This is a genomic window from Pseudomonas sp. NBRC 111143, from assembly GCF_001320965.1.
Lineage (GTDB): Bacteria > Pseudomonadota > Gammaproteobacteria > Pseudomonadales > Pseudomonadaceae > Aquipseudomonas > Aquipseudomonas machongensis.
Window position 1 is genome coordinate 127,979 of the sequence record NZ_BCBT01000007.1, and the last position, 24,976, is coordinate 152,954.

The 24,976-nt window shown below is 64.0% G+C and carries 24 protein-coding genes; 12 read left to right on the forward strand and 12 right to left on the reverse strand.

Annotated features, from left to right (window positions below; all coding sequences use genetic code 11):
* Window positions 1-98: 98 nt before the first annotated feature.
* The 4 genes from APH44_RS06265 to rpoE form a co-directional block, all read right to left on the reverse strand.
* The gene (locus tag APH44_RS06265; protein ID WP_371264425.1) at window positions 99-1,502 is read right to left on the reverse strand and encodes a DegQ family serine endoprotease; all 1,404 of its coding nucleotides are present in this window, start codon (window positions 1,500-1,502) and stop codon (window positions 99-101) included.
* 204 nt (window positions 1,503-1,706) lie between these two features.
* Window positions 1,707-2,672: a MucB/RseB C-terminal domain-containing protein gene (locus tag APH44_RS06270; protein ID WP_054891838.1), complete on the reverse strand. Its 966-nt coding sequence runs from the start codon at window positions 2,670-2,672 to the stop codon at window positions 1,707-1,709.
* A gap of 12 nt (window positions 2,673-2,684) precedes the next feature.
* Complete coding sequence (locus tag APH44_RS06275) at window positions 2,685-3,275, reverse strand: sigma-E factor negative regulatory protein (RefSeq protein WP_054891839.1); 591 nt, start codon at window positions 3,273-3,275, stop codon at window positions 2,685-2,687.
* A gap of 31 nt (window positions 3,276-3,306) precedes the next feature.
* Entirely contained in the window at window positions 3,307-3,888 is a 582-nt protein-coding gene (gene rpoE, locus APH44_RS06280) for an RNA polymerase sigma factor RpoE (protein WP_003252049.1), read from the reverse strand.
* Between the two features lie 434 nt (window positions 3,889-4,322).
* Between rpoE and nadB the strand changes: the two genes are divergently transcribed.
* Window positions 4,323-5,927 (forward strand): L-aspartate oxidase, encoded by a 1,605-nt coding sequence (gene nadB / locus APH44_RS06285; RefSeq protein WP_054891840.1) that lies wholly within the window; start codon window positions 4,323-4,325, stop codon window positions 5,925-5,927.
* Window positions 5,928-5,988: 61 nt separating this feature from the next.
* Here nadB and APH44_RS28965 read toward each other — a convergent pair whose 3' ends face one another.
* Together APH44_RS28965 and APH44_RS06290 are read right to left on the reverse strand one after the other, a co-directional pair.
* Complete coding sequence (locus APH44_RS28965) at window positions 5,989-6,444, reverse strand: protein YgfX (protein ID WP_081255208.1); 456 nt, start codon at window positions 6,442-6,444, stop codon at window positions 5,989-5,991.
* Entirely contained in the window at window positions 6,428-6,682 is a 255-nt protein-coding gene (locus APH44_RS06290; protein WP_054891841.1) for a succinate dehydrogenase assembly factor 2, read from the reverse strand. Before APH44_RS06290 ends, APH44_RS28965 begins: the two co-directional genes overlap by 17 nt.
* Window positions 6,683-6,817: 135 nt before the next feature.
* On the opposite strand from APH44_RS06290, the gene APH44_RS06295 reads away from it, so the two are divergent.
* On the forward strand, window positions 6,818-7,759 hold the full coding sequence (locus APH44_RS06295) for a folate-binding protein YgfZ (RefSeq protein WP_054891842.1): 942 nt from the start codon (window positions 6,818-6,820) through the stop codon (window positions 7,757-7,759).
* 55 nt (window positions 7,760-7,814) lie between these two features.
* Window positions 7,815-8,621, forward strand: a complete 807-nt coding sequence (locus APH44_RS06300) for an HDOD domain-containing protein (protein ID WP_054891843.1) — start codon at window positions 7,815-7,817, stop codon at window positions 8,619-8,621.
* Window positions 8,622-8,639: 18 nt separating this feature from the next.
* On the opposite strand, the gene APH44_RS06305 is transcribed toward APH44_RS06300, so the two are convergent.
* Both APH44_RS06305 and APH44_RS06310 read right to left on the reverse strand, forming a co-directional pair.
* Window positions 8,640-10,019 (reverse strand): sensor histidine kinase, encoded by a 1,380-nt coding sequence (locus APH44_RS06305; protein ID WP_054891844.1) that lies wholly within the window; start codon window positions 10,017-10,019, stop codon window positions 8,640-8,642.
* Window positions 10,012-10,683 (reverse strand): response regulator, encoded by a 672-nt coding sequence (locus tag APH44_RS06310; RefSeq protein ID WP_054891845.1) that lies wholly within the window; start codon window positions 10,681-10,683, stop codon window positions 10,012-10,014. Before APH44_RS06310 ends, APH44_RS06305 begins: the two co-directional genes overlap by 8 nt.
* A 202-nt stretch (window positions 10,684-10,885) precedes the next feature.
* Here APH44_RS06310 and APH44_RS06315 point away from each other — a divergent pair, with 202 nt between their 5' ends.
* The 5 genes from APH44_RS06315 to APH44_RS06335 all read left to right on the forward strand — a co-directional run bounded on the left by APH44_RS06315 (window position 10,886) and on the right by APH44_RS06335 (window position 16,311).
* Entirely contained in the window at window positions 10,886-12,160 is a 1,275-nt protein-coding gene (locus APH44_RS06315; protein WP_054891846.1) for an OprD family porin, read from the forward strand.
* Between the two features lie 31 nt (window positions 12,161-12,191).
* On the forward strand, window positions 12,192-13,172 hold the full coding sequence (locus APH44_RS06320) for a tripartite tricarboxylate transporter substrate binding protein (protein WP_054891847.1): 981 nt from the start codon (window positions 12,192-12,194) through the stop codon (window positions 13,170-13,172).
* Window positions 13,173-13,310: 138 nt separating this feature from the next.
* Window positions 13,311-13,769 (forward strand): tripartite tricarboxylate transporter TctB family protein, encoded by a 459-nt coding sequence (locus tag APH44_RS06325; RefSeq protein ID WP_054891848.1) that lies wholly within the window; start codon window positions 13,311-13,313, stop codon window positions 13,767-13,769.
* Window positions 13,770-13,772: 3 nt separating this feature from the next.
* On the forward strand, window positions 13,773-15,287 hold the full coding sequence (locus APH44_RS06330; RefSeq protein WP_054891849.1) for a tripartite tricarboxylate transporter permease: 1,515 nt from the start codon (window positions 13,773-13,775) through the stop codon (window positions 15,285-15,287).
* Complete coding sequence (locus tag APH44_RS06335; RefSeq protein WP_054891850.1) at window positions 15,280-16,311, forward strand: AbrB family transcriptional regulator; 1,032 nt, start codon at window positions 15,280-15,282, stop codon at window positions 16,309-16,311. Before APH44_RS06330 ends, APH44_RS06335 begins: the two co-directional genes overlap by 8 nt.
* 84 nt (window positions 16,312-16,395) lie before the next feature.
* Here APH44_RS06335 and ung read toward each other — a convergent pair whose 3' ends face one another.
* Window positions 16,396-17,088: a uracil-DNA glycosylase gene (gene ung, locus APH44_RS06340; protein ID WP_054891851.1), complete on the reverse strand. Its 693-nt coding sequence runs from the start codon at window positions 17,086-17,088 to the stop codon at window positions 16,396-16,398.
* A 129-nt stretch (window positions 17,089-17,217) separates the two neighbouring features.
* Between ung and APH44_RS06345 the strand changes: the two genes are divergently transcribed.
* Window positions 17,218-18,324, forward strand: coding sequence for an enoyl-CoA hydratase/isomerase family protein (locus APH44_RS06345; protein ID WP_054891852.1), 1,107 nt, complete (start codon window positions 17,218-17,220; stop codon window positions 18,322-18,324).
* Between the two features lie 2 nt (window positions 18,325-18,326).
* Here the strand turns inward: APH44_RS06345 and APH44_RS06350 are convergent, their stop codons facing one another.
* Complete coding sequence (locus APH44_RS06350) at window positions 18,327-18,740, reverse strand: hypothetical protein (protein WP_054891853.1); 414 nt, start codon at window positions 18,738-18,740, stop codon at window positions 18,327-18,329.
* Between the two features lie 233 nt (window positions 18,741-18,973).
* Here APH44_RS06350 and APH44_RS06355 point away from each other — a divergent pair, with 233 nt between their 5' ends.
* On the forward strand, window positions 18,974-19,195 hold the full coding sequence (locus tag APH44_RS06355; RefSeq protein ID WP_054891854.1) for a cysteine-rich CWC family protein: 222 nt from the start codon (window positions 18,974-18,976) through the stop codon (window positions 19,193-19,195).
* A gap of 10 nt (window positions 19,196-19,205) precedes the next feature.
* Window positions 19,206-19,898 carry a pseudouridine synthase gene (locus APH44_RS06360; RefSeq protein WP_054891855.1) on the forward strand — a complete coding sequence of 231 codons (693 nt, stop codon included), beginning with the start codon at window positions 19,206-19,208 and terminating at the stop codon, window positions 19,896-19,898.
* A gap of 9 nt (window positions 19,899-19,907) precedes the next feature.
* Here the strand turns inward: APH44_RS06360 and APH44_RS06365 are convergent, their stop codons facing one another.
* A complete protein-coding gene (locus APH44_RS06365) occupies window positions 19,908-22,976 on the reverse strand; it encodes an efflux RND transporter permease subunit (RefSeq protein ID WP_054891856.1) in 3,069 nt (1,022 codons plus the stop codon).
* A 6-nt stretch (window positions 22,977-22,982) separates the two neighbouring features.
* The gene (locus APH44_RS06370; protein ID WP_054891857.1) at window positions 22,983-24,083 is read right to left on the reverse strand and encodes an efflux RND transporter periplasmic adaptor subunit; all 1,101 of its coding nucleotides are present in this window, start codon (window positions 24,081-24,083) and stop codon (window positions 22,983-22,985) included.
* 182 nt (window positions 24,084-24,265) lie between these two features.
* Between APH44_RS06370 and APH44_RS06375 the strand changes: the two genes are divergently transcribed.
* The gene (locus APH44_RS06375; RefSeq protein WP_054891858.1) at window positions 24,266-24,901 is read left to right on the forward strand and encodes a TetR/AcrR family transcriptional regulator; all 636 of its coding nucleotides are present in this window, start codon (window positions 24,266-24,268) and stop codon (window positions 24,899-24,901) included.
* The last annotated feature ends 75 nt before the right edge of the window (window positions 24,902-24,976 follow it).

A 24,976-nucleotide genomic window follows, 5' to 3' on the forward strand; every position in this document is an offset into this window, starting at 1 on the left:
ACATGAATTTGCTCGGCTCGCTGATGTTCCCACAGAAAATCATGACACGCTCATGAAAAAGGGCAGCCGAAGCTGCCCTTTCCTACCCTTAACTCAGCCTATTCAGCCAACTTGAAGGTGATGAAGCTGGCGCGCCCTTGTCGCAGCACACGCATCGATACCGAACGATTCTTCGGCAGGTCCTTGGCGATCTCGGTAAATTGCTTGGCCGAGCTGATCGCCTGGTTGTTCAGATGGCTGATGACGTCGCCCGGACGCAGGCCAATCAGGGCAGCCGGGCCATCCTGAACCTCCTTGATGACCACGCCGCCCTTGAGCTCGAGCGACTTCTTCTGCTCGTCGCTGAGGTCGGCGACGGAGACGCCCAGGCGGTTGCTGTTGCGCTCCACGCCTGCCTGACCACCGGTGCCGATGTCGGCATCGTCTTCAGGGAGTGCGCCGACAGTGATGTCCAGGGTCTGGCGCTTGCCTTCGCGAATGATCTCGAGCTTGGCTTTCTGGCCATCCTTGAGACCGCCGACCAGGTGTGGCAGGTCTGCGGACATGATGATCGGCTGCCCGTTCATGCTCAGGATCACGTCACCGACCTGCAGGCCGCCCTTGGCCGCAGGGCCGTTTTCCAGCACCTGGGCCACCAGCGCCCCGGCAGGCTTGTCGAGCCCGAAGGATTCAGCCAGGTCCTTGTTCACTTCCTGGATCACCACGCCGAGCCAGCCGCGGCTGACCTTGCCGTCTTTCTTCAACTGGTTCGAGACATCGATCGCCACGTCGATCGGGATGGCGAACGACAGGCCCATGAAACCGCCGGAGCGGGTGAAGATCTGCGAGTTGATACCTACGACCTCGCCCTTCATGTTGAACAGCGGGCCGCCGGAGTTACCCGGATTGATCGCGACGTCGGTCTGGATGAACGGCACATAGGTGTCGTTGGGCAAGGTGCGCCCCTTGGCGCTGACGATACCTTTGGTCACCGAATGATCGAAGCCGAATGGCGAGCCAATGGCCAGCACCCACTCACCGACCTTCAGCTTCTCGGAGTCGCCCAGTTTGACGGTCGGCAGATTCTTGCCATCGACCTTGAGCAGCGCCACGTCGGTGCGCGGGTCGGTGCCGACCAGCTTGGCTTGCAACTCGCTGCGGTCGGACAGGCGGACGATGATTTCGTCGGCGTCGGCGACCACATGGTTGTTGGTCAGGACATAACCATCACTGGAAATGATGAAGCCCGAGCCCAAGGACTGCGCTTCACGCTGGCGGTCGCCGCCACGCGGGGAACGCGGCTGCTGCGGCATGTTGCGCTCGAAAAACTCGCGGAACATCGGCGGCAGGCCTTCCAGGTCGGGCATCTGCCCAGCGGCCACGCGACGGTCCGGCAGCTTTTGCTTGGTACTGATGTTGACCACTGCCGGCGAGGCCTGCTCGACCAGGGTGGTGAAATCCGGCAGGGCTTCTTCGGCCTGGGCGGTGAGCACCTGGCCGAGCATCAGCACGGCGGCGAACATCGATAGGTAGGTTTTCAAGCGTGGTATTGACATACGGCTCCCGTCACAACGAGCGTAGTTAGCAGAAGGGCCCCTGCAGATGCAGGAAAGGCCAGACTCCAGGGAGTCTGACCTATAGGAAATTTACCAGTTGATTGCAAATGACAATGCTTTAATTTCATGTCAGCTGCATGCCTGGCAGCTTGTAGGAAGGGTCTGCGACGGTCATTGCCGTGCCTGGACATCCTGGGCGCGCATCGACAGGGCCACACGCTCGGCAGTGCCCAGCGGAATCTCTCCGACCACGGTCACCATGACCTTGCCCTTGGGCGTGTTCAGATGCCGCGAAACAGCGACAGTCGGCCCCAGTTGCGCACGGGTATCGGCACCGGCGTCTTCCTTGATCGGCTCGAGAAAGACCGAAAAACGTGCCAGCCCATCGTCGTACATCAAGCTGCTGACGGTACTGTTGCGTTCCGGATCACGGCGAACAGCACTGTTGACCAACTCGAACCCTGGCGGCAGCCAATCGGAACGCCAGCCAGCGACTGTTTCGGATTTGGTCGCCGCAGGACGTTCCACCGGCTTGCACGCGGCGCTGGCCTGCAGGTCGCGATCGGTCGGCGCATCATCGGTGTCCAGGCGGGTCATCTGGAAGCGCTCGAGCAACTGCCCCTTGTCGTTGAGCATCAACGAACGCAGCGGCAGGCCGGTCTGGCGATCCAGGTGAAGCTCAAAGGCGTAGCGGTGCTGGTCGCGTGGCGTGAGCGTGACGATCACCGCGTCGCGCCCGGCGATTCGGGCCTTGCCAGCCACACCCAGGTCGTACCAGCTCATCAGCTTCAAAGGATCGAGTAAACGCGGGGCGGAATCGGGCGGTGTACCGACCCCGCTGACCAGGGAACCACTGACGCACTGCACCTTGCCATTGACCCGCACGATTTCCTGGGCGGCGCCATCAAGCTGCAACAGCCGCTCGCTGACCTTGCCGTCCTGGACTCGATGCCAGATATCGTGGGAAGAAAAACTGCCGTTACGTTCGTAGACGAAAGAACCCTGGTAACTCTGCCCTTGCTCGGCCTGTGCCAGCTTGTTAAGCCACTCGCTCGCCTCGGGCGAAGAGTTGGCCGCCAATACCGGCACCGTCATGCAACTGCCGAGCAGCAGCGACAGAAGAGGTAGCGCGCGCATGAGCCTCCTTACTTAGCGATTTTCCAGGCTGGCAGCGCGGGCATAAGGCAGAGCGGTTTCGGTGCCCTTCAGCGCAGACTCCTGAGCGTGCTGGCGCAGATAACCTGGCAGACGCTGATCCCAGCCAGCCTGGTTCTGCAGCACACCGTTGGCCATCGGCCCGGTCGGTTGCTCACTGCTCTCACTATAGCCTGCCAGAACGGCTGGGCCCTGAGCCTGTGGCACGGTGATGCCCTGCTGCACAGGCTGCTGTGAAGCGAGTTGCGCACCGTTGATCTCGTCCTGGTTGTACAGGCGTACACCTGCCAGCACAGCGACGGTCACCGAGGCGGCAACGGCCAGGCGGCCAATGCTGCGCCACGGGCCACGCTTGGCCTTGACCGGTACGGCTTCATCGGCCAGCGCAGCCGAAACGGCCGAGGCGATGTCGAGCTTGGGCAGCAGCAGTTCCTTATGCATGGCTGCGCGAGCGACCTGGTAACGCGACCAGGTGGCACGGGTATCGGCATCATCGACCGCGTTCAGCACGCGACGTAATTCCAGTTCGTCCGCTTCGTTATCCATTACCGCGGACAGCGATTCCTGCAAAGCTTCACGACTCATGGCGGTTCCTCTCTTGGCTGTCGCCGCTGTCTCAGGTTTCCTGCAACAAGGGTTGCAGGGCTTTGTCTATGGCCTCCCGAGCGCGGAAGATTCGAGAGCGCACGGTACCCACCGGACATTGCATGACACTCGCAATGTCTTCGTAACTCAGTCCGTCGAACTCGCGCAGGGTCAATGCCGTGCGCAGGTCTTCGGGCAGTTGCTGGATGGTGCGATGGACAGTGCCTTCGATTTCATCCCGCAACAACGAGCGCTCTGGGGACTCGAGATCCTTGAGACCATGATCGCCGTCGTAGAACTCCGCATCCTCGGAGCTCACATCGCTGTCTGGCGGCCGTCTTCCACGGGACACCAGGTAATTCTTCGCCGTGTTGATGGCGATGCGGTACAGCCACGTGTAGAACGCACTGTCACCGCGGAAGTTGCCAAGCGCACGATAGGCCTTGATGAACGCTTCCTGTGCCACGTCCTGCGCTTCATGGGTGTCGTGTACAAAACGCACGATCAACCCGAGAATCTTGTGCTGATACTTCAGCACCAACAGATCGAACGCTCGCCTGTCACCGCGCTGCACGCGCTCGACAAGCTGCTGATCCTCTTCCTGGGTTAGCATGAACACTCCTCAGTGAACTCAAAGGAGCGTTGCGACAGCCATCGTTCAGGCTTGCAACCATAGACTCGGGCTTTGCGCAAAAGTTCTCCCCTCCAAGCAAGTTTCCTGCGGCCTCTGGTCGGCTCGCACGAAAAAGACACAGCGCGGTCGCAGCCGGCTGCGTCGATAATCGGTGTTTCGAATACACAGGTTTCAGCCCGGGTAGAGCTGCTGTCCTGCATCGCCTCGGCAATCGTGGCAGACGGGCAGCCTTCTTGAGATTTGCAGGGGTGCTGGAAAGTTCCCACAAAGTCGCCGCGCCTGCGCAACCGCCATTGGAAATCCGACGCCGGGGGCTGCTATAAAGGCATCCCGGCACTTTTCCAATAGTTTCACAATGCCATATACGCATGCCTATTGTGCCGCTCCCCTTCCCTAGTTACTAGTGTCCCGACATGAGCCAACAATTCCAACATGATGTCCTGGTGATCGGCAGTGGCGCCGCTGGTCTCAGCCTGGCACTGAACCTTCCCAGCCACCTGCGCGTTGCCGTGCTGAGCAAGGGCGACCTCGCCAATGGCTCTACCTTCTGGGCCCAGGGCGGTGTCGCCGCAGTACTGGACGACACCGACACGGTGCAGTCGCACGTCGAGGACACGCTCAATGCCGGCGCAGGCCTGTGTCATGAAGACGCCGTGCGCTTCACCGTCGAGCACAGCCGCGAAGCCATCGAGTGGCTGATCGAGCAGGGCGTGCCCTTCACGCGCGACGAAGACCACGGCGTCGACGACGGCGGCTTCGAGTTCCACCTCACCCGTGAAGGCGGTCACAGCCACCGCCGCATCATCCATGCCGCCGATGCCACGGGCGCCGCGATCTTCACCACGCTTCTGGAACAGGCCCGCCAGCGCCCGAACATCGACCTGCTCGAACAGCGTGTGGCCGTGGACCTGATCACCGAGCGGCGCCTGGGCCTGCCCGGCGACCGCTGCCTGGGCGCCTACGTGCTCGACCGCAACAGCGGCGAGGTAGACACCTTCGGCGCGCGCTTCACGGTATTGGCGACAGGCGGTGCAGCCAAGGTCTATCTCTACACCAGCAACCCCGACGGCGCCTGCGGTGATGGCATTGCCATGGCCTGGCGCGCTGGCTGCCGGGTGGCGAATCTTGAGTTCAACCAGTTCCACCCCACCTGCCTGTACCACCCGCAAGCCAAGAGCTTCCTGATCACCGAGGCCCTGCGCGGCGAAGGCGCACTGCTGCGCCTGCCCAACGGCGAGCGTTTCATGCCGCGCTTCGACCCACGTGAAGAGTTGGCGCCACGGGATATCGTCGCCCGCGCCATCGACCATGAAATGAAGCGCCTGGGCGTGGATTGCGTGTACCTGGATATCACCCACAAACCTGTCGAGTTCATCAAGAGCCACTTCCCCACGGTCTACGAACGCTGCCTGACCTTCGGCATCGACATCACGCGCCAGCCGATCCCCGTGGTACCGGCAGCCCACTACACGTGCGGCGGCGTGATGGTCGATGAGCGCGGGCACACCGACGTGCCGGGCCTGTATGCCATCGGCGAAACCAGTTTCACCGGCCTGCACGGCGCCAACCGCATGGCCAGCAACTCGCTGCTGGAGTGCTTCGTCTACGGACGTGCGGCGGCAGCGGACATCGAGGCGCACCTGGACGAAGTCAGCAGACCGCAGGCCCTGCCTTGCTGGGATGCCAGCCAGGTCACCGATTCGGATGAGGACGTGATCATCGCGCACAACTGGGACGAACTGCGGCGATTCATGTGGGACTACGTGGGCATCGTGCGCACCAGCAAGCGCCTGCAGCGCGCCGAGCACCGGGTGCGTCTGCTGCTCGACGAAATCGACGAGTTCTACAGCAACTACAAGGTCAGCCGCGACCTGATCGAGCTGCGCAACCTGGCGCAGGTGGCCGAGCTGATGATTCGCTCGGCGATGCAGCGCAAGGAAAGCCGTGGACTGCACTACACCCTGGATTATCCGGGGATGCTGGGCGAAGCCAGGGACACGGTTCTCAGCCCGACCTGAGCCTGGCGCCGACCTCTTCGCCTGTGGCGACTTGCCCGCGAGGAGGTCGCCAACTCTCACCTCACTCTGGCGCCATCACCCACCGGCGTCGGCTGAACTTCAAGCGCACACGCAGCCGCCGGTGCTCATCCGCCGTCAGCGCATCCCTTGGAATGCACTGACTCTGGGCAACCCACCGCCCCTCGCGCATGAAGCGCAACACCACTATCCCAGGCAGCGCGACGCTGTCACGACACAACCTTATCCGCTCCCAGCCACAGGCACGGCTGAACGCCTGCCAGCCACGCGCATCACGGCGCAAGCCAGTCACGGCATCGGGATGAGTCAGAAGGATACGGCGGGGAATCACCCAACAGGCATGGGCGAGGCAGCCAATCAGTGCACAAGCTGCCAACCACCAGGGCAACTCGACTAACCACAGGGTGGCGAGCGCCAGCGCCTGCCCGCAAAGATAGGCCGTCAGCAGCAGGCGCGAGCCTTGCCAACGGCACTCGAAGCACTCACTTGGGCTGGACACGGTCCAGGATGATGCGGACCATGCGCTGCAGCTCAGGGTCTTCGGATTCGTTACGCTCCATGAACCAGCCGAACATGTCCTGGTCCTCGCAGGTCAACAGGCGGCGATACAGTTCGCGATCCGCTTCGCTCAGGTTCGGGTAGACCTCTTGAGTGAAGGGGACGAGCAGCACGTCCAGCTCCAGCATGCCGCGGCGGCTGTGCCAGAAAAGCCGGTTGAGTTCAGTTTGTTCGACCATGGGGCCCTCCTCGAATGGTCGCGCAGTATACCGCGCTGCAACCGCAGCGGCACGAGGCATTGGTCTAGTCACCTACCTATTTTGTTACTGGCGTTCTATGATGGCCGCCAGTCTTTATAGCTACCGCGATGACCCATGGCCGACTCCGCTTTCTTCTGTCCCCTGTCCCACGAGGGCATCCTCGCTGTCCGCGGCTCCGACGCCGGAAAATTCCTGCAAGGCCAGCTGACCTGCAACCTCGACTATCTGAATCTGCAGCACGCCAGTCTCGGCGCGCGCTGCATGGTCAAAGGCCGCATGCAATCCAGTTTCCGCATCCTGCCCGAGGGCAATGGCTACCTACTTGCCATGGCCAGCGAACTGCTCGAGGCGCAACTGGCGGACCTGAAGAAGTACGCGGTCTTTTCCAAGGCCACGCTGACCGACGAAAGTACCGCCTGGGTGCGCTTCGGCTTGCAGCAGGGCGATGCCGCGCTGCAGGCGCTGGGGCTTGAAACACCGCAGGCAGCCGGCGCCACCGTGCGCCATGAAGGGCTTTTGGCCATCGCCGTCTCGCCCGCTCGCGTCGAGCTGTGGGTTCCCGCCGAACAGGCCGCCAACGTGCGCGAGACCCTCGCCGCCGCGCTGCCCGAAGGCACCCTGGATGCCTGGCTGCTGGGCCAGATCCGCGCCGGCATCGGCCAGGTCATGGGCCCGACCCGTGAACTGTTCATCCCGCAGATGATCAACCTGCAGGCCGTCGACGGCGTTAGCTTCAAGAAGGGCTGCTATACCGGCCAGGAAATCGTCGCGCGCATGCAATACCTGGGCAAGCTCAAGCGTCGCCAGTATCGCCTCTCGCTGCCCGTGGACGAAGCGCCCGCACCAGGCGCAGAAATCTTCTCGCCCACCCACGGTTCGTCTGTCGGCGAGGTAGTCATCGCGGCACCCGCCGAGCAAGGTGTCGAACTGCTGGCAGTGCTCAGCGCCGACTCGGTGGAAGATGACAACCTGCACCTGGCCAGCCTCGAAGGGCCACGCCTGACCCTGCTCGACCTGCCTTACGAACTGGACCGCGACCGGGAAATCCAGCGCTGACCAGCCCGCCCCGCCGCTGCGGCGGGGCAGCCCCACCACTGCGGTAGAGAAGTCCATGAACAAGCTGGCCGAGATGGTTCAAGCGCAGTTGCTCGCTGCCATCGACAACGACGACCTGGTCCTGCCCACGCTGCCAGAGGTTGCCCTGAGCATCCGCGAAGCCGCCGAAGACAGCGAAATCAGCGTGGCCGCCTTGAGCCGCGTGATCGGTCGCGATGCCGCGCTCTCGGCGCGCCTGATCAAGGTGGTCAACAGCCCGCTGCTGCGCGCACTGGTGGAGGTCACCGACCTGCACACCGCGATCACGCGCCTGGGCGTCAACTACAGCTGCAACCTGGCCATCGGCCTGGTGATCGAACAGATCTTCCATGCCCGCTCGGCGGCGGTGGAGCACAAGTTGCGCGATATCTGGGAAAACAGCCTGGAAGTAGCGGGCATCAGTTACGAAATATGCAGGCGCTACACCCACCTCAAACCCGATCAGGCCACCCTGGGCGGGCTCGTGCACCAGATCGGCGCCCTGCCGGTGCTGATCTACGCCGAAGAGCACAACGAGCTGCTGTCCGACCCCGTGTGCCTGCACTATGTCATCGAGCAGATCCAACCGGTGCTGGGCGACAAGATCCTCAGCGCCTGGGAGTTTCCCGAGCAACTGGTCAACCTGCCCAGCCAGGTCCAGAACCTGGAGCGTGAGACCGACAAGATCGACTACATCGGCATCGTCCAGATCGCTCGCTCGCTCAGCCTGCGCGGGCGCGGCCAGCCCTTGACCAGCCTCCCCGCCTATAAGCTGCTGCGCCTGCCGGAGGGCAAGGAGCTGGACCTGATGGAACTGGTCGAGGCGCGGGACATGTTGCGCTGACCGCCGCGGGTGCGGCGGTCAATCCGCGATGAAACTCACCCGCACCTTCAAACCGCCGTTGTCGCCATCATGCAGGCTGATCTGCGCCAGATGCGCACGACAAATTTCGCCGACGATCGCCAACCCCAGCCCACTGCCCTGGGCACTGCGCCGGTAGAAGCGCTCGAACACACGCTCGCGATCATCCAGTGGAATCCCCGGGCCATCGTCCTCGACCTCCAGTACGGCGGGGGCCAGCACCCGCAGAATCACGTTGCCGCCCATCGGCGTATGGGCCAGTGCGTTGTCCACCAGGTTGCTGAGCAGCTCGTTGAGCAAGGTCGGCTCTCCCTTCAGCCACACCGGCGCCTCGGCTTCCAGCGCGAGGGCAACACCTCGGGCATGGGCCAGCGGCGCCATCGCCATGCCCAGTTCGCGAGCCAGCTGGCTGAGGTCCAGGCGCTTTGCACCGCCTTCGGCGATGGCCCGGGCGCCATTTTCCACCCGGGCCAGCGACAGCAGCTGGTTGGCCAGGTGGGTCAACCGGTCGGTACCTTGAGCGGCAGACTCCAAGGTCTGGCGCCACTCTTCAGGCTCCCGCGAGCGCAAGCCCAACTCCACCCGCGCCTTGAGCGCCGCCAGCGGTGTGCGCAACTCGTGGGCGGCATCGGCGATGAACTGCGCCTGGCGCTCGAACTGCCCGCGCAGCCGCTCGGTGAAATGGTTCAAGGCCCGCACCAGCGGCCCCAGCTCATGCTGTACCTGCACCACCGGCAGGGCCCGCAGGTCGTCGGGCTGACGGGCTTCCACCGCCGTGCGCAGACGCTCCAGCGGACGCAGCGCAGCACTGACTGCAAACCACACCATCACCAGCGCACCCAGCGCAAGCATGCCCAGGCGCAGCAAGGTATCGGCCATCAGCCCACGCGCCATGCTCACCCGCGCCTCTTCGGTCTCGGCCACACGGATCTCGGCCATGCCGTTCATGTTCGGCTCGCTGACAGCCTTGAGCAGGCTCACCACGCGCACGTCCTGCCCCAGGTAGGTGGCGTTGTAGAAGCGCGCCAGTGCCGGATAGTCGTCGGTGCGCGGCGTGCCAGGGGGCGGCGGCGGCAGCTTCTCGTAACCGGAAATCAGCTTCTGGTGGATATCCAGCACCTGGTAGTAGATGCGTCCGGCGCTGTCGTAGGCAAAGGTGTCCAGCGCGACATAGGGCACATCGGCGCTGAGCGTGCCATCACGCTGGGAGAGGCCGGCGGCAATGGTCCGCGCCGAGGCCAGCAGCGTGCGGTCATAGGCGGTGTCGGCGGCCTCGCGGCCATTCCAGTATGCGCTCAGGCCACTGGCCAACATCAGCACCACGAGCAACAGCGCCAGGTTGCCGAGCAGGCGCGCGCGCAAACTGCCGTTGTCACGCATCACGATGCTCGAGCAGGTAGCCCAGACCGCGGAAGGTGACGATGGCCACCGGGTGGCCATCGAGCTTCTTGCGCAGACGATGGATGTAGATCTCGATGGCATCGGGGCTGGCTTCTTCGTCCAGGCCAAACACCTGGGCGGCCAATTGCTCCTTGCTCATCACCCGCCCGGGACGGGCGATCAGCGCCTCGAGCACGCTCTGTTCCCGCGAGGTCAAGGTCAGCGGCTCGTCACCCAGCGCAAAGCGCCGCGTGTCCAGGTCGTACACCAGGGGCCCGCAACGTTGCTGACGTTCGCCACCGAGCACGCTACGGCGCAGCAGTGCCTTGACCCGCGCCTCAAGCTCGGTGAGCTCGAAAGGCTTGGCCAGGTAGTCGTCGGCCCCAAGGTTCAGGCCATGCACGCGGTCCTTGACGTCGCTGCGCGCGGTGAGCATCAGCACCGGCAGGGTCTTGCCCCGCGAGCGCAGGCGCGCCAGCACCTCGAAGCCGTCCATGCGCGGCAGGCCGACATCCAGCACGGCGACAGCATAGTCCTCGCTGGCCAGGGCCAGGTCGGCGGCAACGCCGTCATGCAGCACATCCACGGTCAAGCCCTGGCTCTTGAGGGCCTGGGCCACGCTTTCAGCCAGCGGCAGATGGTCTTCGACCAGCAGCACACGCATCGGATTCTCCCTGCTCGGGTTGGGCGGTGGCGCGGAGTGTAACGCCGTCATGGGGACTGTGAAGCCCTTGTGACAAACCTTTCGTGCTGAAAGGTTAGCGAAAGGTTCGCCACCTAGCATCGCACCACGGTCGCTCCACGCGCCGAAAAAAAGCACCAGCAAGGTGCAACGAATAAGAACAATAAAACGGAGTCAGACGACGATGCTGTCAATGCAGCCCAGCCGGTCCCTTTGCGCCCGCCCTTCCACGCTCGCCAGCGCCATCGCCCTTGCCGGCATCGCCCCGATGAGCCAGGCCGCCTTCTTCGAAGACAGTACGGCCACCTTCGAAACCCGCAACATGTACTTCAATCGCGACTTCCGCGATGGCACCAGTTCGCAGCAATCCAAGCGCGACGAATGGGCCCAGGGCTTCATGCTCAACTTCGAATCCGGCTATACCGACGGCACCGTGGGCTTCGGCCTCGACGCCCTGGGCATGCTCGGCATCAAGCTCGACTCCAGCAAGGACCGTACAGGCACCGGCCTGCTGCCGACCCACGACGACGGCAAGGCGGCCAACGAGTACTCCAAGCTCGGTCTGACCGGCAAGGTCAAGATCTCCCAGACCGAACTCAAGGTCGGCACCCTGATCCCGGAACTGCCGACGCTGCAGCCCAACGACGGGCGCATTCTGCCGCAGACCTTCGAAGGCGGCCTGCTCACTTCCCGTGAGATCAAGAACCTGACCTTCACCGGCGGGCGCCTGGAAAAGGCCAAGGACCGTGACGACACCAACTGGGAAGACCTGGCGCTGAACAACAAGAACGGCCGCTTCGGTGGGACGTTCCGCGCCGATCACTTCGACCTGGGCGGCCTGGACTACAAGTTCACCGACCGCATCACCGGCAGCTACCACCTCGCCCAGCTCGACGACATCTACCGCCAGCATTTCCTCGGCATGGTCGCCACCCAGCCCTGGGGCCCTGGCACCTTCGGCGCCGACCTGCGCCTCTCGAAGAGCGACGAACAGGGCAAGGCCCTGGCCGGCAAGATCGACAACACCACGGTCAACGGCATGCTCAGCTACGCGCTCAGCGGCCACAAGTTCAGCGCCGCCTACCAGCACCTGTCTGGCGACAGCGCCTTCCCCTATGTCGATGGCGCCGACCCGTACCTGGTCAACTTCGTCCAGATCAACGACTTCGCCGGCGCCGACGAGCGCTCCTGGCAGGTCCGCTACGACTACAACTTTGCCTCCCTGGGCATCCCCGGCCTGACCTTCATGACCCGCTACATCAACGGCGACAATGTCAGCCGCGCCGATGGCAGCGAAGGCAAGGAATGGGAGCGCAACACCGAGTTCAAGTATGTGGTGCAGAGCGGTCCGCTGAAGAACGTCGCAGTGCGCCTGCGCAACGCCACCTTCCGTTCCAACTTCGCCCGCGACGCCGATGAAGTACGCCTGCTGGTCAGCTACAGCGTGGCCCTGTGGTAACCCATAACAACAACGCTCACGGAGATAGACGATGAACCTTTCACTACGCCGACTCGTCCTTGCCACCGGCTGCCTGCTGCTGGCAGGCAACGCCCTGGCCGCCGAACCGAAACGCCCGGAATGCATCGCCCCGGCCTCGCCCGGCGGCGGTTTCGACCTGACCTGCAAACTGGTGCAGAGCGCACTGGTCGAGGAGAAGATCCTCAGCAAGCCCATGCGCGTCACCTACATGCCAGGCGGTGTTGGCGCCGTGGCCTATAACGCCGTGGTGGCCCAGCGTCCGGCCGATGGTGGCACGCTGGTCGCCTGGTCCAGTGGCTCGCTGCTGAACCTGGCCCAGGGCAAGTTCGGCCGTTTCGACGAGAACGCGGTGAAATGGCTGGCCGCCGTCGGCACCAGCTATGGCGCCATCGCAGTGAAAAGCGACTCGCCCTACAAGACCCTCGATGACCTGGTTGCTGCATTGAAAAAGGACCCGAGCAAGGTGGTGATCGGTTCCGGCGGCACCGTGGGCAGCCAGGACTGGATGCAGACCGCGCTGATCGCCAAGGCTGCCGGCATCAACCCGCGCGACCTGCGTTACGTGGCCCTGGAAGGCGGCGGTGAAATCGCCACCGCGCTGCTCGGCGGCCATATCCAGGTGGGTTCGACCGACATTTCCGACTCCATGCCACACATCCAGAGCGGCAGCATGCGCATCCTCGCGGTGTTCTCGGAAAATCGCCTGGACGAACCTGAAATGAAGAATATCCCGACCGCCAAGGAGCAGGGCTACGACATCGTCTGGCCGGTGGTGCGCGGTTTCTACCTCGGCCCGAAGGTGAGCGACGAAGACTACGCCTGGTGGAAGGCGTCGTTCGACAAGCTGCTGGCCTCGGAAGACTTCGCCAAGCTGCGTGACCAGCGCGAGCTGTTCCCGTTCGCCATGACCGGTGAAGAGCTCGACGGCTATGTGAAGAAGCAGGTCGCCGACTACAAGACACTGGCCAAGGAATTCGGCCTGATTCAGTAAGCCCCTGTGATCTCTGTGGGAGCGGGCTTGCCCGCGAATTCGCCAGTCGCAGCAGCATCGTTGCCTGGTCTGTCGCATTCGCGGGCAAGCCCGCTCCCACAGGGAAGCATGAAAGCCGCTCCCATCGAGGATTCCTTCATGATCCTGCAACGCATCTTCGCCCTGGCCCTGCTGGCGGTCTGCGCCGCCCTGGCCGTCATGGCCTGGCCGTACCAGGCGGCGTTTTCCTATGAGCCGGTAGGGCCGCGTGCCTACCCGCTGCTGATGCTCGGCCTGATGAGCCTGGGCCTTTTGTATCTGGCGATTCGTCCGACGCCCATCGTGCACAAGGACGACGAAGTTCCCCTGGACCGCGAGACCCTCACCAAGATCGCCGCCTGCATCGGCCTGCTGATCGTCTTCGCTGCCACCTTCGAGTCGCTGGGCTTCATCCTCAGCGCCGTCCTCGCCGGCCTGCCCATGGCCCGCCTGTATGGCGGCCGCTGGCTGCACAGCGCCATGGTGGTGGTGGGCATGAGCATCTTCCTCTACTGGCTGTTCGACCGGGTGATGGACGTCCCCCTGCCCCTCGGCCTGCTCGACGTACTGGAGAACTGACACATGGATACCTTGAGCTACCTCGGCCAGGGCTTCGGCGTCGCCCTGAGCCCCTACAACCTCGTCACTGCCCTGAGCGGCACCTTGATCGGCACCGTCGTCGGCCTGTTGCCAGGCCTGGGCCCGATCAACGGCGTGGCGCTGCTGATCCCCATCGCCTTTGCCCTCGGCCTGCCGCCGGAGTCGGCGCTGATCCTGCTGGCCGCGGTGTACCTGGGCTGCGAATACGGCGGCCGGATCAGTTCGATCCTGCTGAACATCCCGGGCGAAGCCTCGACCGTGATGACCACCCTCGATGGCTACCCCATGGCCCGCCAGGGCCTGGCCGGTGTCGCCTTGTCACTGTCGGCCTGGAGCTCGTTCATCGGTGCCTTCATCGCTACCTGCGGCATGGTGCTGTTCGCCCCGCTGCTGGCGAAATGGGCGATCGCCTTCGGACCGGCGGAGTACTTCGTGTTGATGGTGTTCGCCATCGTCGCCCTCGGCGGCATGGCCGGCGACAAGCCACTGAAGACCTTCATCGCCGCGCTGATCGGCCTGTTCCTGTCCGCCGTCGGCATCGACGCCAACAGCGGCGTGTACCGCTTCACCGGTGACAGCGTGCACCTGGCCGACGGTATCCAGTTCGTCGTGCTGGTACTGGGCCTGTTCTCCATCAGCGAGATTCTCCTGCTGCTGGAAAAGACCCACCATGGCCACCAGGCCGTCAAGGCCACCGGGCGCATGTTGTTCAACCTCAAGGAAGCGGCCTCGGTCTTCGTCGTCAACATTCGCTGCGGCCTGCTCGGCTTCTTCATGGGCGTGCTGCCCGGTGCCGGTGCCACCCTGGCCAGCGCCGTGGCATACATGACCGAGAAGCGTATCGCCGGGACCAGCGGCAAGTTCGGCAAGGGCGATGCCCGTGGCCTCGCCGCCCCGGAAACCGCCATCGGTGCATCCTGCTGCGGGGCCCTGGTGCCAATGCTGACCCTGGGCGTTCCAGGTTCGGGCACCACCGCCGTGATGATCGGTGCACTGACCCTGTACAACATCACCCCCGGCCCACTGCTGTTCGAACAGCAGCCTGACATCGTGTGGGGCCTGATCGCCTCGCTGTTCATTGCCAACATCATGCTGGTGATCCTGAACATCCCGATGATCCGCATCTTCACCCGCATCCTTGCCGTGCCGAACTGGGCGCTGGTGCCGGTGATCGCGATCATCACCGCGATCGGCGTCTACGCCGTGCACGCCACCACCTTCGACCTGTTCCTGATGGTTGGCATCGGCATCATGGGCTACATCCTGCGCAAGCTCGACTTCCCGCTGTCGCCGATCCTGCTGGGCTTCATCCTCGGCGGGCTGATGGAGCAGAACCTGCGCCGTGCGCTGTCGATCTCCAACGGCGAGCTGGGCATCCTCTGGTCGAGCCCGATCAGCATGAGCGTGTGGGCACTGGTGTTCTGCATGCTGGCCCTCCCGCTGCTGCGCATCTGGCGCCGCCGTAGCCTGCAGCGCCGGGCCATGGCCGATGCCTGATCGGTCGTTGCCGCTGTTCTGGGCTACCGGGCTGGTCGGACTTGCTGGCGGTTTCATCGCCAGCAAGGTCGGCTGGCCTTTGCCGTGGATGGTCGGCTCGCTGCTGGCAATCATCGCAGTACGCTGCCTCACCCCCTGGCAGCTGTCGGAAATCCCCAACGGCCGCAAATGCGGGCAGTGGGTCATCGGTATCGGTATCGGCCTGCACTTCACCCCGGAAGTGATCGAACAGGTTGCCAGCCATTTCGGCTTGATCTTCTTCGGCGCGCTGCTGACCACGGTCTCCAGCGGCGTCGGCGTGTGGCTGCTGCGCCGGTCCGGTGAGGACCGTGCCACGGCATTCTTTGCCAGCATGCCTGGCGGCTCGGGGGAAATGGTCAACCTGGGCGCGCGCAACGGTGCGGTACTCAGCCAGGTAGCGGCAGCGCAGAGCCTGCGCGTACTGGCGGTGGTGCTGTGCGTACCAGCGCTGTTCAAGCTGCTGCTGGGCGATGGCGTGGCGCTGAACCATGCCGGCAGCGTCAGTTGGGGCTGGCTGGCGCTGATCGCGCCGCTGAGCATTGGCGTGGCGCTGCTCTGGCAGCGCCTGCGCCAGCCCAACCCCTGGTTGTTCGGGCCACTGTTGGTGGCCGCCAGCATCAGCCTGGCAAACAACCTGCAGATCGGCCTGCCCAACGGCGCCAGCCAGATCGGCCAGTGGCTGATCGGCAGTGGCCTGGCCTGTCACTTCAACCGCGCGTTCTTCCGCCGTGCGCCGGCGTTCCTGGGGCGCACCCTGGTGGCGACCGCCCTGTGCATGCTGATCGCAGGCGGCGCGGCCTGGGTGCTGAGCCTGTTCAGCCACCTGGACCTGCGTTCGCTGACATTGGGGATGATGCCGGGGGGGATTGCCGAGATGAGCCTGACGGCGGAGACCCTGCAACTGTCGGTGCCGCTGGTGACGGCATTGCAGGTGATGCGGCTGCTGTTCGTGCTGTTTCTGGCAGAACCGATGTTCAGGTATTGGGTGCGCCAGGGCGATTGAGCGGTCGGTCTCTTCGCGGGCAAGCCCGCTCCCACTGGCTGAGAGCAGGCTTGCCCGCGAAGAGACCAACCCGACCGCAAGCCCTTACAACGGCGGCACCGCCCAGTTGATGGGCTCCAATCCGCGCTGCTGCAGGAAGCCGTTGGTCCGGCTGAAATGCCCGCAACCCAAAAATCCGCGATACGCCGACAAGGGCGACGGATGCACCGACTTGAGCACCAGATGCTTGGTCCCGTCGATCAGCTTCTGCTTGCTCTGCGCATGGGACCCCCACAGCAGGAACACCACGTTCTCGCACTGCTCGCTGACCAGCTCGATGATGCGGTCGGTGAAGAACTCCCAGCCCTTCTTGGCATGCGACGCAGCATTGGCACGCTCGACGGTCATGGTGGTGTTGAGCAGCAACACCCCCTGCTCGGCCCAGCTCTGCAGGTAGCCGTGATTGGGGATCGGCAAGTTCAGGTCGCGCTGCAGCTCCTTGTAGATGTTCACCAGAGAAGGCGGCGTCGGCACGCCCGGCTGCACCGAGAAGCACAGACCATGGGCCTGGCCGGGGCCGTGGTAAGGGTCCTGGCCGAGGATCACCACCTTCACCTTGTCCAGCGGCGTGGTGTTGAGGGCGTTGAAGATCAGCGGCCCAGGTGGATAGATCTCCTTGCCCGCGGCATATTCCTGGCGCAGGAATTCGCGCAGCTGCTGCATGTAGGGCTTGTCGAACTCGGCACGCAATGCGGCCTTCCAGCTGGGTTCGAGCTTGATGCGATCGTCGTCGGTCATGGCGCCATCCTGAATCAGAGTGGGCGCGACACTAGGAAAGCCGCCCCGGCTTGTCAATCGCTCCGACCGGTGACAAGCACGATCGGCCAGGCAAGCCATACTTGTGCGACGACTTGCGCGAGGTTGTCCATGTCCATTCATTGCGAGGTACTCACCGGCGCCGATGGCGCCCGTATCGGCATCGCCACCCTGGATGCCGCCAAGACCCTGAACGCCCTGACCCTGCCGATGATCGAGATGCTCGATTCGCACCTGCGCGAATGGGCGCGCGATCCGGGCGTCGTCTGCGTGCTGCTGCGCGGCGATGGCGAAAAGGCCTTCTGCGCAGGCGGCGATGTACGGGCGCTGGTACAGGCCTGTCGCGAGCATCCCGGCAGCGTGCCGCCGCTGGCGGCAACCTTTTTCGCCGCCGAATACCGCCTCGACTATCTGCTGCACACCTACCCCAAGCCGCTATTGTGCTGGGGCCACGGTCATGTGCTGGGCGGCGGCATGGGCCTGTTGCAGGGTGCAAATGTACGCATCGTCACCCCCAGCAGCCGCCTGGCGATGCCGGAGGTGAGCATCGGCCTGTATCCGGATGTCGGTGCCAGTTGGTTCCTCAGCCGCCTGCCGGGCAAGCTTGGCCTGTTTCTGGCGCTGACCGGTGCGCCGATCAATGCCCGTGACGCCCTTGACCTGGGGTTGGCGGACCGCTTCCTCGGCGAGCAGCAGCAGGCGTCGCTGATTGAAGAACTGCTGCAACTGAACTGGCAGGAACAGACCGACTTGCAACTGAACAGCCTGCTCAGGGCCGAGCAGCATCGCGCCTGGGGCGAACTTCCCGAAGCGCAGTGGCTGCCCCGCCGTGCCGTGATCGATGCGCTGCTCGATATCGCTGACCCGGTAGCCGCCTGGCGGGCCGTGTGCGGCTTGAGACAACACGCCGATCCACTGCTGGCCAAGGCGGGCGAGCGCTTGCATGAAGGCTGCCCGCTCACGGGTCATCTGGTCTGGGAACAGCTTCACCGCGCCCGTCACCTGTCGCTGGCCCAGGTGTTCCAGATGGAATACGCCATGAGCCTGAACTGCTGTCGGCATCCGGAATTCAGCGAAGGGGTGCGTGCTCGCTTGCTCGACAAAGACAATCAACCGCACTGGCACTGGCCGGATATCGGCAACGTGCCAGCGGCGGTGGTCGACGCACATTTCGCTAAAGTCTGGGAGGGGCGACACCCGCTGGCAGATCTGGGCTGATCCTATCGCTGCCAGTTGCGATCCCCGCGCCCCCGGTCCCTTTGCCCATTGGAATGCCAGCGATCATCCCGCCCACCACCACGATAATCATGGCGATCGCGGTCACGCCCATAGTCATAGCGCTGGCGGTTGCCGTAGTCATAACGCGGATTGCCATGCCACTGGTTCACCACCGGTGGCGTGTAGGGCCGGTAGTAAGGCGCCGGCGCTGGACGGTAGTAACGCGGTGCCGTCTGGTAGTAATACCGAGGCTGGGGCGCGACGTAGTAACGGTCCTGACGATAGTAGTAACCCGGGTAGGCGTAGCGGTCAGCGGTGTAGTACTCGCTGCGGTAATAGCCCCCGCCCCCGTAGTATGGGGCGCAGGCACTGGTCATCAGGCCAAGCAGAACGACCAACAGGATTCGAGGGTACATGGCGGCCTCCTGGACCGCTGGATTGCCCGGCACAGCGGCGCTGGCGGACGTCGATCGCAACACGTTGATCGACACTGAGTAAGACAGTGCGCCCGAGATCCGGTGCCATTTGCGCAACAAATTGAAACAGACAGAACGATCCGGAAATACAAATGGACAGAGGCGCGACAAAAGCTGTCAGCAGATATACTGCGCGCCTCTGTGCAGATCTACTCGAATCCCCGGAAGCCACCATGAACGACAGCCAGCGCTGCCCCGCCTGCGGCGCCGCCAACCAGTGCGCCCTGGCCGACCCGCGCAGTGCCACCCAGGCCTGCTGGTGTTTCAGCGTCAGCATCGATTCCGCTGTGCTCGAAGCGCTTCCCGACGAACTGCGTAACAAAGCCTGCCTGTGCCCTCGCTGTGCAGCAGCCGACGAACAGCTCAAGGCAGCCGACCAGCGGCAGCCTCTCTAAGACTTGTACGATGCGCCTGGATCGATTTCTCGCCAACTTTCCCCAGTACAACCGCCAGCAGGTGCGCGTGCTGCTGGTGCAGCGCCGTGTGTGGGTCGACGCGCAGCCGGTGATCGACCCGCGCCACGAGGTGCGCGAATTCAGCCGAGTCGAGGTCGATGAGCAGTTGCTGCAGGCCGGGCGCCCGGCACGCTACCTGATGCTGCACAAGCCCGCCGGTTGCGTCAGCGCCACCCGCGACCCGCAGCACCCCACCGTACTCGACCTGCTGCCGCCCGACCTGCGTGACGACCTGCACATTGCCGGACGCCTGGACTACAACACCACCGGCCTGATGATCCTGACCAATGACGGCCAATGGTCACGCCGTCTGACCCAACCACGCACCAAGCAGGCGAAGATCTATCTGGTCGAGACCGAGGACGAAATAGGCGCGCACTACATCGACAAATTTCGCCAAGGCTTCTACTTCGCCTTCGAAGACCTCACCACCCTGCCCGCCCAACTCGACATTCTGGGCCCACGCAGCGCGCGGCTGGCGATCGTCGAAGGGCGCTATCACCAGGTCAAGCGCATGTTCAGCCACTTCGACAACAAGGTGATCGGCCTGCACCGCGAAAGCATGGGGCCGATCCATCTGGACCCGGCCCTGGCGCCAGGTGCGTTCAGGACGCTGACCGCCGAAGAAATCGCGGCGGTCTGAAGGTCGGCCTCAGGCGTTCTTCCTCACCCTGAACCACGCCGCATACAGCGCCGGCAGGAACAACAGCGTCAGCGCCGTGGCCACGATCAGCCCACCCATGATCGCCACCGCCATCGGCCCGTAGAACACGCTGCGCGACAGTGGGATCATCGCCAGAACCGCCGCCAGGGCGGTCAGCACGATGGGCCGGAAGCGCCGCACCGTGGCCTCGATGATCGCCTGCCAACGGTCCAGCCCAGCGGCGATGTCCTGCTCGATCTGGTCCACCAGGATCACCGAGTTACGCATGATCATCCCTGCCAGCGCGATGGTGCCAAGCATCGCCACGAAGCCGAACGGCTGGCGGAACACCAGCAGGAACAGGGTCACACCAATCAGCCCCAACGGCGCGGTGAGGAACACCATCACCGTGCGCGAGAAACTGCGCAGCTGGATCATCAGCAGGCTCAGTACCACCACGATGAACAGCGGCATGCCCGCGTTCACCGAGCGTTGACCGCGCTGGGCATCCTCCACCGTGCCGCCGACTTCCAGCAGGTAGCCGTCGGGCAACTGCTCGCGCACCTGCTGCAGGGTCGGCAGGATCTGCTTGACCAGGCTGTCCGGCTGTTCCTTGTCGTAGATGTCGGCACGCACGGTCACCGTCGGCAGGCGATTGCGGTGCCAGATCACGCCCTCTTCGAAGCCGTACTCCAGCGTCGCCACCTGCGACAACGCCACGCTCTGGCCGTTGTCGGTCGGCAGCGCCAGGCTGCCCAGGCTACCTATGTCGCTGCGCTCCTCGCGGGTGCCGCGCAGGAGGATCTCGATCAGTTCGTTGTCCTCGCGGTACTGGCTGACGGTGGTACCTGTCAACGAGCTCTGCAGGAAACTGGACAGGTGCGAGGTACTCACCCCCAACGCCCGGGCACGGTCCTGGTCGATCGCCAGGAACACCGCCTTGCTCGGCTCCTCCCAGTCCAGGTGCACGTTGACCACATGCGGGTTCTCGCGCACCTTGACCGCCACCTCGCGGGCCAGGGCGCGTACTTTCTCGATGTGCTCACCGGTTACCCGGAACTGCACCGGGTAACCCACGGGCGGGCCGTTCTCAAGGCGGGTGACCCGCGAGCGCAATTGCGGGAATTCCTGCTCAAGGGTGGTAATGGCCCAGCTGCGCAGGGCTTCGCGGTCTTTGAGCGACTTGGCCAGCACCACGAACTGGGCGAAGCTCGCCGCCGGCAGTTGCTGATCCAGCGGCAGGTAATAACGCGGTGAGCCGGTGCCGACGTAGGCCACGTAGTTGTCGAGACCGTCCTGCTGCTTGAGTAGGGCCTCCAGGCGCTTGACCTGCTCGGCGGTATTGGCCAGCGAAGCGCCTTCGGCCAGCTTCAGGTCGATCATCAGCTCAGGCCGCGCCGACGCTGGGAAGAACTGCTGGGGCACGAAGCGGAACAGCACGATGCTGCCGATGAAAGCGGCAATGGTCAGCACGATCACGGTCTTGCGGCGGCGCACGCACCACTCCACCACCTTGCGCACACGTTGGTAGAACGGCGTGGCGTAAGGGTCGGGCGTATGCTCGCCATTGCCGTGACGCGCCGCATGGCGCTTGGCCAGGTCCGGCAGCAGGCGGTCGCCCAGGTAGGGAACGAACAATACCGCCGCGACCCACGAGGTCAGCAATGCGATGGTCACCACCTGGAAGATCGAGCGGGTGTATTCGCCGGTGCTCGACGCGGCCGTGGCGATCGGCAGAAAGCCCGCAGCGGTGATCAGCGTTCCGGTCAGCATCGGGAAGGCGGTACTCGACCAGGCATAGCTCGCCGCCTTGAGCCGGTCGTAGCCCTGCTCCATCTTGATCGCCATCATCTCGACCGCAATGATCGCATCGTCCACGAGCAAACCCAGGGCCAGCACCAGCGCCCCCAGCGAAATCTTGTGCAAGCCGATGCCGAAGTAGTGCATCGCGGCGAAGGTCATCGCCAGCACCAGCGGGATCGCCAGCGCCACCACCAACCCCGTGCGCACCCCCAGCGAGAAGAAGCTCACCAACAACACGATGACCAGTGCCTCGACCAGCACCTGGATGAACTCGCCGACCCCAGCCTTGACCGCTGCCGGCTGATCGGACACCTTGCGCAGCTCCATGCCCGCCGGCAGGTTGTGCGCCAGGCGGGCGAACTCGGCTTCCAGCGCCTTGCCCAGTACCAGGATGTCACCGCCGTCCTTCATCGACACGGCAAGGCCGATGGCATCCTCGCCCATGAAGCGCATACGTGGCGCAGGTGGGTCGTTGAAGCCGCGATGGACTTCGGCGACATCGCCGATGCGGAAGGTTCGGTCGCCTACACGGATGGGGAACTGGCGAATCTGCTCGACGCTGTCGAAGCGCCCGCTGACCCGCAGTTGCAAGCGCTCACTGGGCGTTTCGAAGAAGCCCGCAGTGCTCACCGCATTCTGCTCGCGCAACGCCTGCTGCACCGCCGCCAGCGGCACCCCAAGGGTCGCCAGCTTGGTGTTGGACAGCTCGATCCAGATCTTCTCGTCCTGCAAGCCGATCAGCTCGACCTTGCCCACATCCTTGACCCGCTGCAGCTGGATCTGGATGCGGTCGGCATAATCCTTGAGCACCGCATAGTCGAAGCCTGCCCCGCTCAGGGCGTAGATATTGCCGAAGGTGGTACCGAACTCGTCGTTGAAGAACGGACCCTGCACTTCCGGTGGCAAGGTGTGGCGAATGTCCGCGACCTTCTTGCGGATCTGGTACCACAGCTCGGGAATTTCGTTCGAATGCATCGAGTCGCGGGCCATGAACGTGACCTGGGACTCACCCGGACGGGAGAACGAGACGATCTTGTCGTACTCGCCGGTCTCCATCAGCTTCTTTTCGATGCGCTCGGTGACCTGTCGGGACACCTCTTCAGCGGTGGCACCAGGCCACAGCGTACGCACGACCATGGCCTTGAAGGTAAAGGGCGGATCTTCACTCTGCCCCAGCTTGGTGTAGGACATGGCGCCAATGGCCGCCAACAGGATCATCAGGAACAGTACGATCTGGCGATTGCGCAGCGCCCAGGCGGAAAGGTTGAAACCCATCGGGACTTACTCCTTGGTCGCCAGGTTCACCACACGGTTGCTGCGATCGACCGGCCGTACCTCCTGGCCTTCGCGCAGCACGTGGCCACCTGCGGCGACCACCCAGTCGTTGGCGCCCAGCCCTTCGAGCACCGGCACGCTGTCTGCGCCATAGGGGCCGAGGCGGACGGGCGCACGCTCCAGTCGATTGTCCTTGCCAACCCGCCAGACATAAGCCTGGCCCTGCTCGGCAGTCACCGCCGACAGCGGCACCGACAGCGGCGAGTGTTCGGCATGGGCGATGTACACCTTGGCGCTCTGGCCCAGCTCTGCCGGGGCTTGCGTCGATGTGAAGGCGATTCGCGCAGCGAAGGTGCGCGAGCGTGGATCGGCCGCCGGCGACAGCTCGCGGATACGCCCCTCGAAGCGTTGCTCGGGATGCGACCACAGTTCGACACTGACCGCCTGCCCTACCGAGAAACGCGCGAACTGTTGCTCGGGCAGGCCGATGGCCACCTCACGTTCGCCATCGGCGGCCAGGGTGAACACTGTCTGCCCCGCCGCAACCACCTGGCCGACCTCGACCTGGCGCTTGGCGATCACCCCGTTCTGCGGCGCCCGCAGCACCGCGTATTCGGCCTGGTTGCCGGCCACGTCGAATTCGGCCTTGGCCTGCTTGAAGCGGGCAAGACCTGCACGGTAGAGATTCTCGGCATTGTCGAACTGGGAATGGCTGACCATCTGCCGGTCGAGCAGCTTCTGGTAACGGTCGCGTTCGGCCCGCACCAGCGACAGGTTCGCTTCGGCGGCCGCCATCTGCGCGCGGTTGGCCTCCAACTGCAGGCGCACATCCTGTGGATCGAGCTCGGCCAGTGGTTGGTCGGCCTTGACCCGCTGCCCTTCCTCGACCAGGCGCTTGCTGACCTTGCCACCAATACGGAACGCCAGTTCCGGCTCGAACCTGGCGCGTACTTCGCCCGGATAGCTGTCGGCCGAGGCGCCGGTGGGCTGGGGCTGGATCACCAGTGCCGGACGCGGGGCCGCAGGTGCAGCAGCCTCCTGGCCGCAGGCAGTGAGCAGCAGAAGGCAGGCAAGGGGCAGGACGAGGGGCGACGCACGACGCAACATGATGGAAGACCTTTCGCAGAGGACGCATCGAATAATTATACTGGCGGGTATATTAAGTCAGCGAAACGACTCCGGGAAGCAGGTGCATGAGAGAAAAATGTATTTGCGCCGCGACGTGCGTAGCAGCCGCGAGCCGCGCGACCCGGTAATATGAGCGCTTCATCAGACAGACACGGATTCCAATGCCCATCGACGCACCCACAGGCCCTGGCCGGCCCAAGGATCTCGCCAAGCGCGAGGCCATCCTCGAAGCCGCCAAGTCGCTGTTCCTCAGCCTTGGCTATGCCAACACCAGCATGGATGCGGTCGCTGCGGCGGCAGGTGTTTCAAAACTCACGGTCTATAGCCACTTCAACGACAAGCAAACCCTGTTCGGCTCGGCAGTCATGGCCACCTGCCAAACGCAGCTGCCCGACCTGATCTTCGAGCTGCCCGAGGGGGTGCCGATCGAAGAGGTGCTGCTCAACATCGCCCGAGGCTTCCAGGCACTGATCAGCAGCGACGAGTCGGTCAAGCTCACGCGCCTGATCATGGCCCTGGGCAGCCAGGACCCGGGGCTTGGGCAGTTCTTCTACGAGGCGGGGCCCAAGCGGGTGCTGGCCGAGATGGAGGCGTTGCTGCGCTGTGTCGACGAGCGTGGGTTGCTGCGGATCGAGAATCCGTTGCGCGCCGCCGAGCATTTCTTCTGCCTGATCAAGGGCGCTGCCGATTACCGCCTGCTGCTGGGCTGCGCACCGCCGCTGGCCGGAGAGGAAGCCGAGCAGCATGTGCGCGAGGTGGTCGGGGTGTTCATGCGGGCGTATGGCAGTTGCGGGTAGGGGTCATGCTTTTTAAGGGGGTTGCGTAGAGGCTGACAGGTGCTAGTCGAAGGGGTTTTAGCGCCTATGAGATCG

Excerpts from the sequence above, each read along its gene's own strand:
- APH44_RS06265 (WP_371264425.1), bottom strand. The coding sequence starts at position 1,502 with ATGTTCGCCGCCGTGCTGATGCTCGGCCAGGTGCTCACCGCCCAGGCC.
- APH44_RS06270 (WP_054891838.1), bottom strand. The coding sequence starts at position 2,672 with ATGCGCGCGCTACCTCTTCTGTCGCTGCTGCTCGGCAGTTGCATGACG.
- APH44_RS06275 (WP_054891839.1), bottom strand. The coding sequence starts at position 3,275 with ATGAGTCGTGAAGCTTTGCAGGAATCGCTGTCCGCGGTAATGGATAAC.
- rpoE (WP_003252049.1), bottom strand. The coding sequence starts at position 3,888 with ATGCTAACCCAGGAAGAGGATCAGCAGCTTGTCGAGCGCGTGCAGCGC.
- nadB (WP_054891840.1), top strand. The coding sequence starts at position 4,323 with ATGAGCCAACAATTCCAACATGATGTCCTGGTGATCGGCAGTGGCGCC.
- APH44_RS06290 (WP_054891841.1), bottom strand. The coding sequence starts at position 6,682 with ATGGTCGAACAAACTGAACTCAACCGGCTTTTCTGGCACAGCCGCCGC.
- APH44_RS06295 (WP_054891842.1), top strand. The coding sequence starts at position 6,818 with ATGGCCGACTCCGCTTTCTTCTGTCCCCTGTCCCACGAGGGCATCCTC.
- APH44_RS06300 (WP_054891843.1), top strand. The coding sequence starts at position 7,815 with ATGAACAAGCTGGCCGAGATGGTTCAAGCGCAGTTGCTCGCTGCCATC.
- APH44_RS06305 (WP_054891844.1), bottom strand. The coding sequence starts at position 10,019 with ATGCGTGACAACGGCAGTTTGCGCGCGCGCCTGCTCGGCAACCTGGCG.
- APH44_RS06310 (WP_054891845.1), bottom strand. The coding sequence starts at position 10,683 with ATGCGTGTGCTGCTGGTCGAAGACCATCTGCCGCTGGCTGAAAGCGTG.
- APH44_RS06315 (WP_054891846.1), top strand. The coding sequence starts at position 10,886 with ATGCTGTCAATGCAGCCCAGCCGGTCCCTTTGCGCCCGCCCTTCCACG.
- APH44_RS06320 (WP_054891847.1), top strand. The coding sequence starts at position 12,192 with ATGAACCTTTCACTACGCCGACTCGTCCTTGCCACCGGCTGCCTGCTG.
- APH44_RS06325 (WP_054891848.1), top strand. The coding sequence starts at position 13,311 with ATGATCCTGCAACGCATCTTCGCCCTGGCCCTGCTGGCGGTCTGCGCC.
- APH44_RS06330 (WP_054891849.1), top strand. The coding sequence starts at position 13,773 with ATGGATACCTTGAGCTACCTCGGCCAGGGCTTCGGCGTCGCCCTGAGC.
- APH44_RS06335 (WP_054891850.1), top strand. The coding sequence starts at position 15,280 with ATGCCTGATCGGTCGTTGCCGCTGTTCTGGGCTACCGGGCTGGTCGGA.
- ung (WP_054891851.1), bottom strand. The coding sequence starts at position 17,088 with ATGACCGACGACGATCGCATCAAGCTCGAACCCAGCTGGAAGGCCGCA.
- APH44_RS06345 (WP_054891852.1), top strand. The coding sequence starts at position 17,218 with ATGTCCATTCATTGCGAGGTACTCACCGGCGCCGATGGCGCCCGTATC.
- APH44_RS06350 (WP_054891853.1), bottom strand. The coding sequence starts at position 18,740 with ATGTACCCTCGAATCCTGTTGGTCGTTCTGCTTGGCCTGATGACCAGT.
- APH44_RS06355 (WP_054891854.1), top strand. The coding sequence starts at position 18,974 with ATGAACGACAGCCAGCGCTGCCCCGCCTGCGGCGCCGCCAACCAGTGC.
- APH44_RS06360 (WP_054891855.1), top strand. The coding sequence starts at position 19,206 with ATGCGCCTGGATCGATTTCTCGCCAACTTTCCCCAGTACAACCGCCAG.
- APH44_RS06365 (WP_054891856.1), bottom strand. The coding sequence starts at position 22,976 with ATGGGTTTCAACCTTTCCGCCTGGGCGCTGCGCAATCGCCAGATCGTA.
- APH44_RS06370 (WP_054891857.1), bottom strand. The coding sequence starts at position 24,083 with ATGTTGCGTCGTGCGTCGCCCCTCGTCCTGCCCCTTGCCTGCCTTCTG.
- APH44_RS06375 (WP_054891858.1), top strand. The coding sequence starts at position 24,266 with ATGCCCATCGACGCACCCACAGGCCCTGGCCGGCCCAAGGATCTCGCC.